This is a genomic window from Ruegeria sp. BHSB058, assembly GCF_059613285.1.
The window spans coordinates 1-17,129 of record NZ_JBXWSF010000026.1; the positions used below are offsets into that span (position 1 = coordinate 1).

At 62.0% G+C, this 17,129-nt stretch carries 16 protein-coding genes; 7 read left to right on the forward strand and 9 right to left on the reverse strand.

The annotated features are described in order from the left end of the window. Positions 1-161: 161 nt before the first annotated feature. Positions 162-1,382, reverse strand: a complete 1,221-nt coding sequence (locus tag AC2FNB_RS08860) for a phenylacetate--CoA ligase family protein (RefSeq protein ID WP_496745757.1) — start codon at positions 1,380-1,382, stop codon at positions 162-164. 137 nt (positions 1,383-1,519) lie between these two features. Between AC2FNB_RS08860 and AC2FNB_RS08865 the strand changes: the two genes are divergently transcribed. Beyond that, complete coding sequence (locus tag AC2FNB_RS08865; protein ID WP_480750246.1) at positions 1,520-2,350, forward strand: hypothetical protein; 831 nt, start codon at positions 1,520-1,522, stop codon at positions 2,348-2,350. A 4-nt stretch (positions 2,351-2,354) separates the two neighbouring features. Here the strand turns inward: AC2FNB_RS08865 and AC2FNB_RS08870 are convergent, their stop codons facing one another. The 7 genes from AC2FNB_RS08870 to AC2FNB_RS08900 all read right to left on the reverse strand — a co-directional run bounded on the left by AC2FNB_RS08870 (position 2,355) and on the right by AC2FNB_RS08900 (position 9,775). After that, positions 2,355-3,188, reverse strand: coding sequence for an ABC transporter ATP-binding protein (locus tag AC2FNB_RS08870; RefSeq protein WP_480750247.1), 834 nt, complete (start codon positions 3,186-3,188; stop codon positions 2,355-2,357). Between the two features lie 115 nt (positions 3,189-3,303). Then, positions 3,304-4,587: an ABC transporter substrate-binding protein gene (locus AC2FNB_RS08875; RefSeq protein WP_480750248.1), complete on the reverse strand. Its 1,284-nt coding sequence runs from the start codon at positions 4,585-4,587 to the stop codon at positions 3,304-3,306. Between the two features lie 93 nt (positions 4,588-4,680). Then, positions 4,681-5,757 carry a branched-chain amino acid ABC transporter permease gene (locus tag AC2FNB_RS08880; RefSeq protein WP_480750249.1) on the reverse strand — a complete coding sequence of 359 codons (1,077 nt, stop codon included), beginning with the start codon at positions 5,755-5,757 and terminating at the stop codon, positions 4,681-4,683. Between the two features lie 3 nt (positions 5,758-5,760). Then, entirely contained in the window at positions 5,761-5,883 is a 123-nt protein-coding gene (locus AC2FNB_RS08885) for a hypothetical protein (RefSeq protein WP_496745760.1), read from the reverse strand. 3 nt (positions 5,884-5,886) lie between these two features. Further along, positions 5,887-6,873 carry a branched-chain amino acid ABC transporter permease gene (locus AC2FNB_RS08890; RefSeq protein ID WP_480750251.1) on the reverse strand — a complete coding sequence of 329 codons (987 nt, stop codon included), beginning with the start codon at positions 6,871-6,873 and terminating at the stop codon, positions 5,887-5,889. A gap of 29 nt (positions 6,874-6,902) precedes the next feature. Then, a complete protein-coding gene (locus tag AC2FNB_RS08895; protein ID WP_480750252.1) occupies positions 6,903-7,721 on the reverse strand; it encodes an ABC transporter ATP-binding protein in 819 nt (272 codons plus the stop codon). A gap of 80 nt (positions 7,722-7,801) precedes the next feature. Further along, on the reverse strand, positions 7,802-9,775 hold the full coding sequence (locus tag AC2FNB_RS08900; protein WP_480750253.1) for an AMP-binding protein: 1,974 nt from the start codon (positions 9,773-9,775) through the stop codon (positions 7,802-7,804). Positions 9,776-10,058: 283 nt separating this feature from the next. Between AC2FNB_RS08900 and AC2FNB_RS08905 the strand changes: the two genes are divergently transcribed. Then, positions 10,059-11,927 (forward strand): PAS-domain containing protein, encoded by a 1,869-nt coding sequence (locus AC2FNB_RS08905; RefSeq protein ID WP_480750437.1) that lies wholly within the window; start codon positions 10,059-10,061, stop codon positions 11,925-11,927. Next, positions 11,924-12,628 carry a response regulator transcription factor gene (locus AC2FNB_RS08910; protein ID WP_496745763.1) on the forward strand — a complete coding sequence of 235 codons (705 nt, stop codon included), beginning with the start codon at positions 11,924-11,926 and terminating at the stop codon, positions 12,626-12,628. Before AC2FNB_RS08905 ends, AC2FNB_RS08910 begins: the two co-directional genes overlap by 4 nt. A gap of 101 nt (positions 12,629-12,729) precedes the next feature. On the opposite strand, the gene AC2FNB_RS08915 is transcribed toward AC2FNB_RS08910, so the two are convergent. Further along, a complete protein-coding gene (locus AC2FNB_RS08915; RefSeq protein WP_496745765.1) occupies positions 12,730-13,914 on the reverse strand; it encodes a Zn-dependent hydrolase in 1,185 nt (394 codons plus the stop codon). A gap of 88 nt (positions 13,915-14,002) precedes the next feature. Here AC2FNB_RS08915 and AC2FNB_RS08920 point away from each other — a divergent pair, with 88 nt between their 5' ends. From AC2FNB_RS08920 to AC2FNB_RS08935, 4 genes are all read left to right on the forward strand, one after another. Beyond that, a complete protein-coding gene (locus tag AC2FNB_RS08920) occupies positions 14,003-14,701 on the forward strand; it encodes an SDR family oxidoreductase (protein ID WP_496745767.1) in 699 nt (232 codons plus the stop codon). A 79-nt stretch (positions 14,702-14,780) separates the two neighbouring features. Next, a complete protein-coding gene (locus tag AC2FNB_RS08925) occupies positions 14,781-15,431 on the forward strand; it encodes a histidine phosphatase family protein (protein WP_480750257.1) in 651 nt (216 codons plus the stop codon). A gap of 11 nt (positions 15,432-15,442) precedes the next feature. Further along, positions 15,443-16,057 carry a glutathione S-transferase family protein gene (locus AC2FNB_RS08930; RefSeq protein ID WP_496745769.1) on the forward strand — a complete coding sequence of 205 codons (615 nt, stop codon included), beginning with the start codon at positions 15,443-15,445 and terminating at the stop codon, positions 16,055-16,057. A gap of 14 nt (positions 16,058-16,071) precedes the next feature. After that, entirely contained in the window at positions 16,072-17,127 is a 1,056-nt protein-coding gene (locus AC2FNB_RS08935) for a saccharopine dehydrogenase (RefSeq protein ID WP_496745771.1), read from the forward strand. Positions 17,128-17,129 lie beyond the last annotated feature (2 nt).

Consider the following 17,129-nt stretch of genomic DNA (forward strand, 5'->3'; position numbering starts at 1 on the left):
GCAAGCCCGCCCAGCACGCGCGTGCCCAGCGCGTTGCGGTGCCGTGTACCGTGTTCTGCGTATTCGATCTGAGCCATGGTCCCAACAAACAGCAAAGCGGGGCGTCATAGCGCGCCCCGCCCTTATTCGACCAATTCAGTCGGAATTACCAGAGGCAATGCTCAGTCGTAAACCCGCTGATCCTCGATCACCAAACCATCCTTGGGAAGGGTGCCGGGGGCGACGATCTCGACCGCGCCTTTCAGCTTGAGCACCTCGACCACCGACCGGGCATAGGCGGAACTGTCTTGGCAGGGGCTTTCGATGCGCACGGTCATTGTGTCCATTTCCCCATCCCGCGCGGCGATGACGCGCGCCTTGACGATCTCGGAGTGTTTTTCAACAAGCGCCGCCACCTGCTCGGGCCGAACGAACATACCCTTGATCTTGGTGGTCTGGTCGGCGCGACCCATCCATCCCTTGATCCGCAGGTTGGTGCGGCCACAGGGCGACTGCCCCGGCAGAATGGCGGACAGGTCACCGGTGGCAAAACGGATGAGCGGATAGTCTGGGTTCAGGGAGGTGACCACGACCTCGCCCACTTCGCCCGGCGCCACCGGCATTCCAGTGCCCGGAGTGACGATCTCGACGATCACATGCTCGTCGACGATCATCCCCTCCATCGCGGAACTTTCATAGGCGATATTGCCCAGATCCGCGGTTGCATAACTTTGCAGGCAGGTGATCCCCCGGTCGGCATACTCCTGGCGCAGGCTGGGAAACAGTGCGCCGCCGCCGACGGCGGCCTTGGAAAACTTCAGGCTGACGCCCATCTCGTCGGCCTTGTCGAGAATTACCTTGAGGTAATCCGGCGTCCCGGCATAAGCGGTGCACCCCACGTCGCGAGCGGCGGTCACCTGCAATTCGGTTTGCCCCGTCCCGGCAGGCAGCACCGCCGCGCCCACGGCGCGGGCACCGTTTTCAAAGATCATGCCAGCGGGCGTCAGGTGATAGCCGAAACAGTTCTGCACGATGTCGCCTTGCCCGATCCCGGCAGCATGCAGGAACCGTCCCATACGCCACCAGTCGTGATCGACACCGCCCGGTTCATAGATCGGACCCGGCGACTGAAAAATATGGGCAAAGCCATGTGCAGGCTTGACCGTGAAGCCGCCAAAGGGCGGATGCTCAGCCTGTGCGCGGCTCAACTCGGACTTGCGCAGAACGGGCAAATTCGCCAGCGCCTCGGGCGACGTGACCGCGTCGGCATCGATGCCAGCCAGCGAGGCAGAAAACCCGGCAGCGCCCTGCGCGCGGGCGATCTGTTGCGGCAACGCTTTGGAGAGATCGGCCGCGCGCTCGTCGGCGGACCGGGTTTCGAGAGCATCGAAATGCTGTGTCATGGATAAGCCCTCCATGCGCCGCGCGGGGCGCGACAGCTTGCCTGATTGAGATTGTATTGACGTTGGGGCAATTGATTGCATGCCATCGCATACAATTTGACCCGACCATATTGAGACGACTGAGAGAGGAGACCGACGTGACCGATTTCGACACCGCAGACCTGGACAGCAGGATCGCCTTTCACGACACGCTGCAAACCATGGAGGCGGATTTTTCGGGCTTTCACTTCGACACTTCGGAAACCGTCAACCGATTTTACGACCGGCTGGAAGAGCGCATCGCGCAAACCGGTGAAGAGAAATGGTTTTTTCTGGTCAACCTGCACGGAACCCGGATCGATCCCGAGGCCTGGCTGGCCTATTCCCGCCGGGGCAAGGCGTTGAACCTGGCGCATTCCATGGGCTCGGTCCGCTATGATCCCTCGGACGAAACGCGGACCCAGATCGAGCGCGCGGCCAACACCGAATACTTCGACCCAAACCTGTTTGCCAGCCGTGACGAAGCGCTGGACCGAATCACCCAGTTGCCCAGCACGCGCCGCAAGCGGGTGCAGCACGATCCGAACTATGTTCTGAGCGATTTCGTGCGCAGACTTTCGTTCGACGCTGACGCCGGGATCATGGACGTGAATTTTTCTCATTTTGTCTTTCATCACTCGCGCGACGTGAACGAGTTTTACGACTATATCGAGGAACGCATCGCCGAGACCGGTCGCAAATGGTACTTTCTGGTCGACCTCAACGGTTGCGAAATCCTGCCTGCGGCGTGGGTGCAATATGCCCATCGGGGCAAAAAGCTGAACACCGCGCATTCCCTTGGATCGGTCCGCTTCGCCGCGGGGTCCGAGACCGAGGCCGACATCCGTCTGCGTGCCGAAACCCAGGGATTTCGCCCCAACATCCGCAACACGCGCGACGAGGCGCTGGAGCGGATTGCCGAGATGAAAGCGGAAAGCGAACACGCCTGACCCCTCACAGCCACCGCTTGCGGCGACGGTACGAACGCACGTCGCGAAAACTTTTTCGGCCCTCGTCGGACATACCCAGATAGAACTCCTTCACATCGGGGTTCTCACGCAGATCGGCGGCGGGGCCGTCCATCACCACACGGCCCGACTCCAGGATATAGCCGTAGTGGGCAAACCGAAGCGCCACGTTGGTGTTCTGTTCCGCCAGCAGGAAAGACACGCCTTCCTTCTGGTTCAGATCCCTGACGATTTCGAAAATCTCTTCGACCAACTGCGGCGCCAGGCCCATCGAGGGCTCGTCCAGCAGGATCGTTTCGGGTCGCGACATCAGCGCCCGGCCCATCGCCACCATCTGTTGTTCACCGCCTGATGTATAACCCGCCTGGCTGCGGCGGCGTTCCTTGAGGCGGGGGAAATAATTGTAGACCAGCTCAAGATCCTGCTGAATCTTGCCCTTGCCGTCCTTGCGGGTATAAGCGCCGGTCAACAGGTTTTCCTCGACCGTCAGGTGTTCGAAACAATGACGCCCTTCCATCACCTGAATCACGCCCTTTTCCACCAGATCGGCCGGATCGCTTTCGTGGATGCTCTCGCCGCGGTATTTAATCGACCCTTTGGTGACCTCGCCGCGCTCGGAATGGAGCAGGTTCGACACCGCCTTGAGCGTGGTCGTCTTGCCGGCGCCGTTGCCGCCCAGCAGCGCTGTGATGCCGCCCTTGGGAACGGTGAGGCTGACGCCTTTGAGCACGAGGATCACGTGATTATAGATCACCTCGATATTATTGACCTCAAGCAGGGTATCAGCCTGCACTTCGGTGGGTGTTGCCGCATCCAGCATCAGCGCTTGTCCTCATGCCTGTCCCGTCATGCCGGGACTTGTCCGGTGCGGAGCGGCGGGCCTGCCGCCGCCCCTTGTTGATATGCGCCCCGGCCCGTGCCGGGGCACGTTCGGCTCAGTTGCAGCCCGCTTCGATGTTGTTTTCCGAAGCGTAGGCACCCGAGTCTTCCTCGATCAGCGCGCCGATCACTTCGCCGTCGGTCGGTTTGAAGTCCGAGATCAGAGACCAGGTCTTGTTGGCCGCATCCCACTGGGTCACACCTACCAGAGCGTCGCCGCCGTGGTTTTCGCAGTTGACCGAGAAGGCCGGGCCAAAGTTCGGAAGACCCAGTTCGGTCATCTTCTCCTGGCTCATTTCCAGCGCTTCCATGCCCGCGCGCATGTCGGACGAGGTGATGTCCGCATTACCCGAAATCTCTTGAGCCTTCTTGGCCGCTTCAGCAGCCAGCATGGCAGCATAAAGACCGCGGTTATAGAGCACCGAACCAACCTGATCGCCAGCACCGGCGGCCTTACCTGCATCGATCACATATTTCTGCAGATCGTCGTATAGCGGATAATCAGAGCCCACGTTGTGGAAGGTCAGCGCCTTATAGCCGTTGGCGGCCTCGCCTGCAGGCATGACGTCATGCTCTGCGCCCGACCACCAGATGCCGATGAAATTTTCCATCGGGAAGCGGATGTTGGCAGCTTCCTGAACCGCAACCTGATTCATCACGCCCCAGCCCCACATCAGGACATAGTCGGGACGGTCGCGACGGATTTGCAGCCACTGAGACTTCTGCTCCTGACCCGGATGGTCGACCGGTAGGGCGATGAGTTCATACCCGTGCTTCTTGGACAGCTCTTCCAGCGTGCGGATCGGTTCCTTACCATAGGCCGAGTTGTGATAGACCAGCGCGATCTTCTTGCCGTTCAGATCGCCACCGTTTTCATCCAGAAGATAGTTGATCGCGCCCGACGCACCATCCCAGTAGTTTGCAGGATAGTTGAAGGTATGGCTGAACACCTTGCCGTTCTTGGCCGAGGTGCGGCCATAGCCCATGGTGTGCATCGGGATATCGTCTGCAGTGGTTTTGGGGATCAGCTGATAGGTGATACCAGTCGACAGCGGCTGATACACCAGCGCGCCCTGGCCCTTGGTCGATTCATAGCATTCCACACCCTTCTCGGTGTTATAGCCGGTCTCGCATTCGATCACCTTGGCCGGTACGCCACCGATGCCGCCGTCGCGCTCGTTCAGCAGGGTGAAATAATCCGCATAACCATCGGCGAACGGAATGCCACCCGCCGCATAGGGGCCGGTCCGATAGCTGAGCGACGGAAACACGAGGTCTGCCATCGCCGGGCCTGCGGCCATCATGGCGCCCAGCGCCAGGGTTGCCAGTTTTGTCTTCATCGGGTTAGTCCTCCCTTGGTTTTGACCGATGTATCCACCCCGCAAATCCGGCCGGGGCCATCCGTAGGGCGGGTCGCCCCGCCCGGCCCTTCGTCAATAGGGGAAGGGCCAAAGTCTCAGTTTCTCCTTCGCAACGCGCCAGAGCTGGGCCAGCCCGTGCGGTTCGAGGATCAGGAACATGATGATCAGCGCGCCCACGATCACCAGCTGCAGGTGCGCCACGATATCGGTGGGCCAGCCCAGTACATCGACGCCCAGAACCTTCAGCACCACTGGCAACAACACCAGGAAGGCGGCGCCGGCGAAAGAGCCAAAGATCGAGCCAAGACCGCCGATGATGACCATGAACAGCACCAGGAACGATTTCTGGATGCCGAATGCCTCGCCGACCTCGACCGCGCCGAGATAGACCGAAAAGAACAGCGCACCCGAGATTCCGACAAAGAATGACGAGACGGCAAAGGCGCTCATCTTGGCCTTGAGCGGGTTCACTCCGATGATTTCCGCCGCGATATCCATGTCGCGGATCGCCATCCAGGTCCGGCCCGTGGTGCCGCGCGTCAGGTTGCGCGCGATCAGCGCCGAAACGGCCAGAAAGATCAGGCAGAACAGATAGGTCGCCCAGGCCGGTGCGTTCGGACCGGTGATGATGATGCCGAACACGTCACGTTCCGGCGCGTTGATCTGGCCCGAGGCCGAGTAGTTGTAGAACCACGGCACCCGGTTGAAGAGCCACACAAGGAAGAACTGCGCCGCCAGCGTCGCAACTGCCAGATAGAACCCCTTGATACGCAAGCTCGGCAGGCCGAACAGGACACCGACAAAGGCGGTGATGCCGCCCGCAAGGAGCACATGAATGAACATGGACACCTCGGGGAAGGCAGTCATCAGCTTGTAGCAGGAATAGGCCCCCACCGCCATGAAACCGCCGGTCCCCAGCGAAACTTGACCGCAATATCCCACAAGGATATTCAGCCCGATCGCCGCAATAGCGTAGATCAGGAACGGCAGCAGCAGCGCGTTGGCCCAATAGTCGTTGATGACGAAGGGGATGATGCCAAAGGCCACCGCCAGAACGACATAGTACCGATAGCGGTCGAACTTGATCGGAAAGGTCTGGCTGTCGTCCTGATAGGAGACTTTGAAATCCCCGGCTTCACGATAGAACATGGCTCACTTTCCCCATTCTTCCTGCGCCCGTTTGCGGGTCGCGGCATCCAGTTGTTTCGATGATCTGGCGTAGCCGGTTGCCTCGGATAAACGCGCCAGTTTGATGATGGCGACCAGCTCTTGCACGGATCACACCCTTTCGATGATCTTCTCGCCGAACAGCCCCTGCGGACGGAACACCAGGAAGATCAGCGCCAGCACATAGGCGAACCAGTTCTCGGTCGCGCCACCCACCAGCGGGCCAATCGAGAATTCGAACAGCTTCTCGCCCACGCCGATGATAAGCCCGCCGACAATGGCGCCGGGGATCGAGGTGAAGCCACCCAGCATCAGCACCGGCAGCGCCTTGAGCGCGATCAGGCTCAGCGAGAACTGCACGCCCGACTTGGTGCCCCACATGATGCCTGCGACCAGCGCGACAAAGCCCGCAACCGACCAGACCATAACCCAGATGAAGTTCAGCGAAATACCCACCGACAGCGCTGCCTGATGGTCGTCGGCCACCGCGCGCATGGCCCGGCCCTGCTTGGTGTATTGGCTGAAGGCCACCAGCGCCGCCACCAGAAGCGCCGCAATCACGGTCGCCACAATGTCGAGGTTGTCGATGAAAAAGCCATAGCCGAAAATGTTGAACGTCGCCTCATCGATCCACAGGTTGATGCCCTGCGGCAGGCCCACATCCAGCGTCTTGATTTCGGAACCCCACATCAGGTCGGCCACACCTTCAAGGAAATAGGCCAGGCCGATGGTCGCCATGAACAGGATGATCGGCTCCTGCCCGACCAGGTGGCGCATGACGAAACGTTGCACGCACCACGCGAGCAGCACCATGACCGCCATGGTCAGCAAGATCGCCAGCGCACCGGGGATGTTCCAGCCGAAATGGGTAATGTGACCGCCAAAGATCGCATTGATCAGGTGTGCGAACGGAACCTGCCCGTTCATGATCCCGACCAGCGTCATCGCCGCAAACAGCGCCATGACGCCCTGCGCATAGTTGAAAATGCCGGACGCCTTGTAGATCAACACGAACCCCAGGGCCACCAGCGCATAGAGCACCCCGGCCATCAGGCCGTTCAGGATGACCTCCATCGCAAAAATCAACTGATCAGGCATGTATGCCTCCCCTCATCTGTGTCAGGCGGTCAGTCATGTGCCACGCCCAGATAGGCGTCGATGACTTCCTGGTTGTTGCGCACCTCGTCGGGGGTGCCGTCGCCGATCTTCTTGCCGTAATCCATCACGACCACCCGGTCGCTCAGGTCCATCACCACGCCCATGTCATGTTCGATCAGGGCGATGGTGGTTCCGAACTCGTCATTCACGTCGAGGATGAAACGGCTCATGTCTTCCTTCTCTTCGACATTCATGCCTGCCATCGGCTCGTCCAGCAGCAGCAGCTTGGGCTCGGCCGCCAGTGCACGGGCCAGTTCCACCCGCTTTTTCAGGCCATAAGGCAGGCGCGCCACCGGGGTCTTGCGAATGTGCTGGATCTCGAGGAAGTCGATGATCTTTTCGACCGCCTCGCGGTTCTTGGTTTCTTCCGCCTCGGCCTTGCCCTTCCACAGCGCCTGCTGGATCAGGTTGGTCTTCATGTAGTTCAGACGGCCGGTCATCACGTTGTCCAGCACGCTCATGCCTTCGAACAACGCGATGTTCTGGAAGGTGCGGGCGATGCCCTGGCGTGCCACCTCATAGGGGCGCATGGCCGGACGTTTGGCTCCATGGAACCAAACCTCGCCCTCCTGCGGAACGTAAAAGCCCGAGATCACGTTCAGCATCGACGACTTGCCCGCGCCGTTCGGTCCGATAATGGCGCGAATTTCGCCCTCGCGGATGTCGAACGAGATATCCTTGATCGCCACCACGCCTCCAAAGCGCAGGGTGATGTTCTTCATTTCCATCACCACGCCGCCGATCTTGCGGCCGTCCTCGGTGACATATCCTTCGGATGCATCCAGCATCGGCTACTCCCTGAACTTCGCGGTTACGGGGCGGCGGGCGGGGCGATGCCCGGAACGGGCGAGCGGCGCACGCGCGGCCCTCATTCCGCCGCCACCTTGTGCTGCGCCACCGGGACAACCGGCGCGTCTATGATCTTCAGCGTTGCGCTGATCGATCCCTTGCGCCCGTCCTCATAGGTCACCTCGGTCTTGGTCGAGATCGTGTCCGACCCGTCGTATAGCGCGGTGATGATGTCGTGGAACTTCTCTTCGACAAACCCGCGCCGCACCTTCCGCGTGCGGGTCATCTCGCCATCATCGGCGTCCAGTTCCTTATGCAGAACAACAAAGCGATGCACCTGGCAGCCCGACAGCATTTCATCTGCCGCCACTGACTTGTTCACCTCTTCCACATGGGCCTTTATCGTCTCTAACACACGCGGATGACCCGCCAGTTCCTGATAAGACGCATAGGCCACGTTGTTGCGTTCCGCCCAGTTGCCCACCGCCGTCAGGTCGATGTTGATGAAGGCGACGCAACGGTCCTTGCCATTGCCGAACAGAACGACCTCCAGAATATCGGGATAGAACTTGAGCTTGTTCTCGACATATTTGGGCGCGAACATCGACCCGTCCGCCATCTTGCCCACATCCTTGGCCCGGTCGATGATCCGCAGGTGGCCCGAACCTTCCTCGATGAAGCCCGCATCGCCAGTCGCGACCCAGCCCTCGGCATCCTTGGTCGACGCAGTGGATTCGGGGTTTTTGTAATACTCGACGAAAACGCCGGGCGAGCGATAGTGGATCTCGCCCTTCTCGTCGATCTTGATCTCGACATCCGGCGCCGGAACGCCAACTGTATCCGCGCGCACCTCGCCATCGGGCTGCACGGTGATGAACACCGTCGCCTCGGTCTGGCCGTAAAGCTGTTTCAGGTTGATGCCGAGCGAGCGGTAGAAGTCGAAAATCTCGGGTCCGATCGCCTCACCCGCAGTGTATCCGACGCGGAACCGGCTATAGCCCAGCGTATCCTTGAGCGGGCCATAGACCAGAACATTGCCCAGCGCATATTTGAAACGGTCGCCAAAGCTGACTGGTTTGCCGTCCAGAATGCGGCCGCCGACCTTCTTGGCGTGGGCCATGAAGTAATCGAACATCCGCTTCTTCAGCTTGCCCGCATCCTCCATCCGGATCATCACGTTGGTCAGCTGGGTCTCGAACACACGCGGCGGAGCAAAGAAATAGGTCGGCCCGATCTCGCGCAGATCGGTCATCATCGTGTCGGCGCTTTCGGGGCAGTTCACGCAGAACCCGCACCAATAGGCCTGACCGATGGAAAAGATGAAATCGCCTACCCAGGCCATTGGCAGATAAGACAGAATGTCCTCGCCGCGCGTCAGATGATCGAAATCGGCCGAATTCTTGGCGCTTTCGATCACGTTGCGGTTCGACAGCACAACGCCCTTGGGCTTGCCCGTGGTGCCCGAGGTATACAGCATCACGCAGGTGTCGTCATAAGTGATATCCGCGATGCGCTGATCCAGTTCCGCGTCGAAACGCTGATGACCGGCGCGGCCTTCGGCCTTGATGTCGTCCAGCGCGTTCATCTGGCTGTGGTCGTATTTCCGCATGCCGCGCTTGTCGGTATACAGGATGTGCTTGATCTGGTGCACCGTCTCCTGGATCTCGATGACCTTGTCGACCTGCTCCTGATCGCCGCAGACGACGTATTTCGCGCCGCAATGCTCCATCACATAGGTCATCTCTTCGGCCACCGAATCCTGATAGAGCGGCACCGGCACTGCGCCCACCATCTGGGCCGCAACCATCGACCAGTAATGCGCCGGACGGTTGCGTCCAATCACCGCGATATGGTCGCCTTTTTCAACGCCGATCTCCATGAAGCCAAGCGCCATGGCCCTGATTTCCTTGGCAGCCTGGGCCCAGGTCCAGCATTGCCAGATCCCGAATTCCTTTTCGCGATAGGCCGGGGCATCCCCGATTTGGGTTGCGTTGCGATGAAGCAGCGCCGGAAGGGATACATACCCTTCAGCGCCAGACTGCGTCTGAGCCAATGTCTTTTCTCCTCCCCATCCCGGCCCGTCGAATGGCCGGAAACGTCCGCGACTGCGAATCTGTCCTGGTGTCGGACCCTCAAAGGTTGATCGGTAACTTTTTCCTGATGTTTTCCCAAATCTTACGAATTGTAACAAGTTGCGAAAATCCGGGTATGCCTTGTTACATTTGGCCACACCGGCGGGAACGGCGGCAAAGGCTCTACACCCTGCATCCGTCCGGTGATAGGCATGGGCTGCAAGGAGGAAGGCATTGGGCAATTCCGATCAGCGCATCAAGGCAATGACGACCGCCGGTCTGAACCTGATCGGACAGGCGCTGTCGATCTACGACAGCAACTTGAAACTGGTGCTGAGCAACCGCCGTTTCCAGGAAATGTTCGAACTGCCCGATCGTCTGGTCGAGCCCGGCGCGTCCTTCGCCGACACGATCCGCCATCTGGCCGAAAACGGCGAATACGCGCCCGAAGAGAATATCGAGGACATCATCCGCAGCCGCGTCGAACAGGCGCTGGCGTTCGCGCCGCACTATATCGAACGCATCCGCCCCAACGGTCAGGTCATCTCGGTCGAGGGCGCGCCGCTGCCGCAGGGCGGGTGGGTGGCGGTCTATACCGACATTTCCCGCACCAAGCGGGTCGAAGAGATGCTGCGCTCGCGGTCCGAGGAGCTGTCCGACCAGTTGCTGACCCATGCCGAGGAACTCTCGGCCACCAACCGCGAACTCGCCGCCACCATAACCGCGCTGGAAGAGGCCAAGCGGCAGCTGACCGAAATCGAATCGCGCACCCGCCTGACCACCGAAATGATGCCCGCCCATATCGCGCATGTCGATGCCAAAGGGCACTATACCTATTCCAATCGCCGCCTCAGTTCGGTGATGCCGGGACGGCCTTCGGAAATCCTGGGCCTGCACATCTCCGAGGCGCTCGGCCCCTCCGCCTTTGCCCGCGTCGCGCCACATCTGCAAAAGGCCTATGGCGGGCGCACGTCGGTCTTCGAATTCACCGAGGATCACGACCAGCGCCGCATCCGTGTCTCGTTCACGCCGGACGAAGAAGGCGGCGTCTATATCCTGTCGATGGACGTGACCGAGGAAACCCAGGCCCGCGTCGCGCTGCAGCAATCGCGCCGGCGGGCGATGGCGGCGCAAATGACCAGCGGGCTGGCGCATGACTTCTCGAACCTGCTGACCATCATCCTCGGCATGCAGGGCAAGCTGGAAAAGATGGCCCTGCCCGAAGAGGCCGCCGAACTGGTCGCCGCCACCCAGCAGACCGCGCGCCGGGGCGGGCAGTTGCTGAACCGGATCGCCGACATGACCGGCAACCGCACCCTGCATCCGCAGGCCACCGACATGCGCGGACTGCTGGAAGACATGAAGATCCTCGCCTCTCCCTCGCTGCCGCGCGGAATGGGTCTGTCAGTGGTGAACACCCTGCCCGACGAGGCATTGCTGCTTGATCCCGGCATGTTGCAGGATGCGCTGCTGAACCTGGTCCTGAATGCCCGCGACGCCTGTGGTGCGACCGGGCAAATCACCATCAGCGCCCACGCCATCGGCTCTATCTGGGTCGAGATCACTGTTACAGACACCGGCCCCGGCTTTTCGCCCGACGCGTTGGACAAGGCACTGAACCCGTTCTTTACCACCAAGGGCAGCGAAGGGTCGGGGCTGGGCCTGCCAATGGTCTATGACATGGTCAAATTGGCAGGCGGCGACCTGCAGCTGCGCAACTCGCCTTCGGGCGCGGCGGTGATCCTGCGCCTGCCCTATCGCGCCGCCCCGCAGGTGCAGGGCGGGCTGGCCCTGCTGGTCGAGGACAACGACGACCTGCGCAGCCAGTTCCGCGACCTTCTGATCGATCTCGGCCTGTCGGTGATCGAGGCCACCTCGGTTGACGAGGCCTGCGCGCTCACCGCCGATATCGAGGATATCTCGCTGGTACTTTCCGACATCAAACTCGAAGGTTCCGCCACCGGCATCGACCTGATCAAGCGCCTGCAACCCGGATTGCCCTGTATCCTGATGACCTCGCTGCCGCTGACCGATCCGCTGCACCGCCAGGCCCTTGCGCTGGGCCCGGTTCTGCGCAAACCCTTTTCGCGGGCGCAACTCTCTGCCCTGATCCGACCCGAGGCCGCCCCATGACACAACCGCTGGTGACCATTCTCGACGACGAACCCGAGATCCGACAGATCCTGACCGACGCGCTGGAAGAAGCCGGGTTTCGCACCCAAAGCTTCTCGCGCGCCCGCGAATTCGAAGCCTCGCTGAAACGGGTCACTCCGGATGTCTGCCTGGTCGACCTGTCGCTGCCCGACACCGACGGGCTGGCGCTGGTGCACCGGCTGGCGCTGGAACAGGGCGCGGCGGTGATCATCATCTCGGGCCGCGCCCAGGTACAGGACCGGGTGACCGGGCTGGAACTGGGGGCAGATGACTATATCACCAAACCATTCGACCCCGCCGAGGTGGTGGCCCGCATCCGCGCCCGCCTGCGCGCCCCGCGCGCCACCTTACAAACGGGCGGCAACACCGCGCTTTTCAACGGCTGGACCGCCCATTTTGACAGCTACATCCTCGAGGACGACAGCGGCACGCAAACACCCTTCAGCCACGCCGAAGGCGAGGTGCTGCGACTGTTCCTGGAAAGCCCCAAACGCCTGATCAGCCGCGCCCAGATGCAGGAAATGCTGGGCGGCGGCGCCGGTGAAAGCTTCGACCGGGCGATGGATGTGCGCATCTCGCGTCTGCGCACCAAACTGGGCGAAGACCCCAAGAACCCACGCCTGATCAAGACGATCTACGGGGCCGGGTACATCTTTCTGGGCGATGTCAGCTGGCGATAACCCAAAACACGCATAAAGCATCCGCTGCTTCTTTCTGGTCCGAAACAGGAACAGCGTTGGGCCGTCAGTCGGGCTGGTCAGGGCCGGCCTTCTCCGGTCGATCAGTCCAGCGCCAACACCGCCTGTTCCAGCACCCGCAGGCCCGCAACCAGATCGGCCTCATCGGTATCCTCGGCAAAATCGTGGCTGATGCCGCCGATGGAGGGCACGAACAGCATCGCCACCGGCATCAGGCGCGAGACATTGGTGGCGTCATGCAGCGCGCCCGACGGCATCGTCCGCCAGCGCCCCGGCGCAACCGCCTCGGCCCCGCTCTCCAGCGCCGAACGCAGGCGGCCATCCATCGGCACCGGTTCCAGTCCCAGCAGGGGGCCAAACTCCAACTCCATACCGGCTTCACCTGCAACTTCCTGCGCCGTTTGCCGGATGATCTCCTCCATCCGCGCCAGCCGTCCGGCCTCGCCGTCGCGCCATTGCATCGAAAAGGTGGCCCTGCCCGGCACGATGGACGAGGCATTGGGATGCAGCGACACATGCCCGATGGTCCAGACGGTTCGCGGCGTGACCACATTTCGGAACCGGTCGTTGATCCGTGCGCTGAACAGCGACAACGCCTGAAAGGCGTCGCGGCGCAAGTGCATCGGCGTGGTGCCCGCGTGGTTCTGCTGTCCTTGATACGTGATCTTCATGTCGCGGATACCCACGATATCGGTGACGACGCCGATCTGCTCGCCCTCGGCATCCAGTGTCGGCCCCTGCTCGATATGCATCTCGACAAAACCGGTGAATCGTTCCGGGTCCACGAAATCTCCGCCCAGATCGGCGATTGCCGCCCGCGCCGCGCCAAAGGCGATCCCAGAGTGATCGGTCAGCGTGTCGGCCCGATCCAGCGACAGATGCCCCGACCAGATGGCCGAACCGGTGGTGACGCCGAACCGCCCCTCCTCATCCTGAAAACTCACGACCGAGACCGGGCGATCCACCGCCCGCGCCACCTCAAGCGCCGCGATCACGCCCAGTGCACCGTCCAGCCAGCCGCCCTCGGGCTGGCTGTCGGAATGCGATCCCATCAACAACGAGGGGCCTTCGGCCAGACCGAACAGGTTGCCCACCGGGTCGACCTGCACCTGCAGCCCGGCCTCTTCCATCCGGGACGCAAGCCACTTCCGGGCGGCGATGTCGGCCTCGGAATAGGCCGGGCGCACCACGCCCTTGCCGACGCCGGACGCACCGAAACCGCGCAGCATGTGAAGGTCAGTCAGAAACCGCTCTGCGTCCACTGCCATAAGGTTTTCCTTTCCAGTCCGGGGCCTGAGGGGCCATTATTCGTGTCACATCACCACAACAAGTGACAGGTCCAAGGGAGAGAGGCAAATGGCAAAGACGGCACTCATCACCGGCGCATCCAGCGGCATCGGGCGCGGAACCGCCATCCGGCTGGCCTCGGACGGCTGGCACATTCTGGCCCACGGTCGCCGCGAGGACGCGCTTGCCGAAACGCTCGACATGGTGCGCACAGCAGGTGGAACCGGCCAATCCTTTGCCGCCGAAATGGGCGATATGGACGCTGTCGCAGCGCTGGCCGATTGGGCAACGGCGGGTGACCGGCTGGACGCCATGGTGCATTGCGCGGCGAAATTCACCTATGGCCCGGTCTCGACAGAGCGCTTTGCCGATTGGGACAGATCCATCGATCAGGTTCTCAGGGCGACGATCAGGCTGACGGCGCACGTGCTGCCAAAGATTCAGGCGTCGCAGGGATCGTTTGTCTATATTTGCGGTCCAACCTCGTGGCTGGGCTGGAAGAACCACGCAATCCACTGCGCCCTTCGACACGCACAGGCCGGCTTCGCCAAGGCGCTGTTCGAAGACGTTCGCGAGGACGGGGTCGGCGTGACGCTGGTGCATCCGGGATTTGTCAACACACCCGACGTCAACGACACCGGCAAGGACCGCACGCGCATGATCCAGCTTGCGGACATATCCCAGATGATAGCGACCGTCATTACGCTGCCGAACACGGCCTGCGTCACCGAACTGACGCTGCGCCCCCAGCGCTCGCCTTATCTGTGATTTTTCACGCCAAAGCGGCGAAACCCCTCTGGCCCCCTGCGGAAAGCTGACCTAAGACTTGCCGCAAGAGGAGCCGGATATGTCCCACATCACGCTGGTGCGCCACGGGCAGGCCAATACCGAGGCGCGCGACGAGGAAAGCTATGACCGACTGAGCGATCTGGGCCATCAACAGGCCCGGTGGCTGGGCGCGCATCTGGCCGACACTCGCGCACATCATCCCCGCGCCTATTGCGGCACCCTGAAACGTCACGTGGAAACCGCCGCCAGCATGGGGCTGACCAACCCGGTGCAGGACGCGCGCCTGAACGAGATAGAGTATTTCGCCCTTGCCCAGCTGTTCGAAGACCAGCACGGCGTCGCCATCCCGCGCGACCGCGAGGGCTTTGTGCAGCATTTGCCAATGACCTTCACCGCATGGGCCAAGGGCGAGATCGAGAACGCGCCGGAAACCTTTGCCGAATTCGAGGCCCGCGTCTCGTCAGCGCTGCATGACATCGGCACAAAGGGCGGGCCGGCGATCGTGGTGACCTCGGGCGGGCTGATCTCGATGGCGGTGCGGCAGGCCATGGGGCTGGAGATTCCGGCCATGGCCCGCGTCGCCCTTGCCATCATGAACACGTCGATGCATCGTCTGCACCCGATTGGCGATCACCTCAGCCCGGTCCTGTTCAACGCCGTGCCGCATCTGGAAACGCCCGACCGGCAATTCGCCCAAACCCACCTGTGACGGAGCCCACCATGCAGCTTTACTATGCGCCCCGCACCATCTCGGTCGCCGTTGCCATCGCCCTGGAAGAGGCCGGGCTGGAGTATGAGGCGATCCGCCTCGACTTCGCCAATGCCGAACAGACCAAACTGGCCTACAAACAGATCAACCCCAAGGGCCGCGTGCCTGCGCTGGCGGTTCAGGGCGGTATCCTGACCGAAACCGGCGCGTTGCTGGAATACGTCGCGGCCAGGGCTCCGCAAGCGGGGCTGGTGCCCGACGATCCGGTGATGGCCGCGCGCATGCGCGAGGTGATGTACTATCTCGCCTCAACCATGCACGTGAACCATGCCCACAAGCTGCGCGGCGCCCGCTGGGCCGACAAAAAAGCAAGCTGGAAGGACATGACCGCCAAGGTGCCGCAGACCATGACTACCTCATGCAGGTATATCGAGGCGAACGGGCTGCGCGGGCCGTTTGTTCTGGGCGACCGGATCAGCCTTGCCGACTGTTACCTTTACGTGGTGTGCAGCTGGCTCGAAGGCGACGGGGTCGATGTGACGGCCTTCCCCGGGATCGCCGCGTTTCGCAAAACGATGGAGGCGCGCGCCTCGGTTCAGGCGGTACACGCCGCCGGGATGCTTTGACAGAAGGACAGGATATGACACATCTCTGGGTCCGGGCCGAACAGCGCCCGAACGAAGAACGGGTGGGGCTGACGCCCGAAGGCGCGGCGCAGCTGATCGCGGCCGGTATCCGGGTGACGGTCGAGGACAGCTCGGTCCGCGCCGTTCCGATTGATGGTTACAAGGCCGCAGGGTGCGAAATTGCGGCCGAGAACAGCTGGCCCGACGCGCCGCGGGATGCGATCATCTTCGGCCTCAAGGAGCTGCCCGAGGACGGCACGCCCCTGCCTCATCGCCACATCATGTTCGGCCACGCCTTCAAGGGTCAGCACTCGGGCCGCGCGCTGCTGCAGCGGTTCAAGGCGGGCGGCGGCACGCTTTATGATCTGGAATATCTGGTGGACGAAACCGGCCGCCGGGTCGCCGCATTCGGCTATTGGGCCGGATATGCGGGTGCGGCGGTGACGCTCAAGGCCTGGGCAGCGCAGCAGCGTGGCGAATTGTGCGGCTCCGTGGGCGTTTATCCCGGCAAGGATGCGCTGAACGCCGAGCTGCTGGCCGAACTGGACGCCACCGGTGCGGACCGCCCCCGCGCCATCGTTATCGGCGCATTGGGCCGGGTCGGCACCGGCGCTTCGGACCTCTGTGAGGCGATGGGCGTTCAGGTCACCAAATGGGACATGGCCGAAACCGCAAGCGGCGGCCCCTTCCCCGAGATCCTCGCCCATGACATCTTTCTCAACTGCATCTTCGCCCGTCCCGGCACGCCGGTCTTTGTCCCCCGTGACGCGATGACCGCCCCCCGAAGACTGACCGCCATCGGTGACGTCGCCTGCGATCCGGACAGCGATTACAACCCGGTTCCGGTCTATGACCGCGCCACCACCTGGGGGGCCCCGGCCCTGCGCGTCGCGACCAATCCGGTGCTGGACGTGATGGCGATCGACAACCTGCCCTCGATGCTGCCAGTGGAAAGCTCGCAGGACTACGCGGCGCAACTGCTGCCCTCGCTGGCCACCCTGAACGACTTGACCGCAGGTGTCTGGGGCCGGGCCGAGGCTGAATTCAAAACCCATATCGAAAGGATCTGAGC

Excerpts from the sequence above, each read along its gene's own strand:
- AC2FNB_RS08860 (WP_496745757.1), bottom strand. The coding sequence starts at position 1,382 with ATGACACAGCATTTCGATGCTCTCGAAACCCGGTCCGCCGACGAGCGC.
- AC2FNB_RS08870 (WP_480750247.1), bottom strand. The coding sequence starts at position 3,188 with ATGCTGGATGCGGCAACACCCACCGAAGTGCAGGCTGATACCCTGCTT.
- AC2FNB_RS08875 (WP_480750248.1), bottom strand. The coding sequence starts at position 4,587 with ATGAAGACAAAACTGGCAACCCTGGCGCTGGGCGCCATGATGGCCGCA.
- AC2FNB_RS08880 (WP_480750249.1), bottom strand. The coding sequence starts at position 5,757 with ATGTTCTATCGTGAAGCCGGGGATTTCAAAGTCTCCTATCAGGACGAC.
- AC2FNB_RS08890 (WP_480750251.1), bottom strand. The coding sequence starts at position 6,873 with ATGCCTGATCAGTTGATTTTTGCGATGGAGGTCATCCTGAACGGCCTG.
- AC2FNB_RS08895 (WP_480750252.1), bottom strand. The coding sequence starts at position 7,721 with ATGCTGGATGCATCCGAAGGATATGTCACCGAGGACGGCCGCAAGATC.
- AC2FNB_RS08905 (WP_480750437.1), top strand. The coding sequence starts at position 10,059 with ATGACGACCGCCGGTCTGAACCTGATCGGACAGGCGCTGTCGATCTAC.
- AC2FNB_RS08910 (WP_496745763.1), top strand. The coding sequence starts at position 11,924 with ATGACACAACCGCTGGTGACCATTCTCGACGACGAACCCGAGATCCGA.
- AC2FNB_RS08915 (WP_496745765.1), bottom strand. The coding sequence starts at position 13,914 with ATGGCAGTGGACGCAGAGCGGTTTCTGACTGACCTTCACATGCTGCGC.
- AC2FNB_RS08920 (WP_496745767.1), top strand. The coding sequence starts at position 14,003 with ATGGCAAAGACGGCACTCATCACCGGCGCATCCAGCGGCATCGGGCGC.
- AC2FNB_RS08925 (WP_480750257.1), top strand. The coding sequence starts at position 14,781 with ATGTCCCACATCACGCTGGTGCGCCACGGGCAGGCCAATACCGAGGCG.
- AC2FNB_RS08930 (WP_496745769.1), top strand. The coding sequence starts at position 15,443 with ATGCAGCTTTACTATGCGCCCCGCACCATCTCGGTCGCCGTTGCCATC.
- AC2FNB_RS08935 (WP_496745771.1), top strand. The coding sequence starts at position 16,072 with ATGACACATCTCTGGGTCCGGGCCGAACAGCGCCCGAACGAAGAACGG.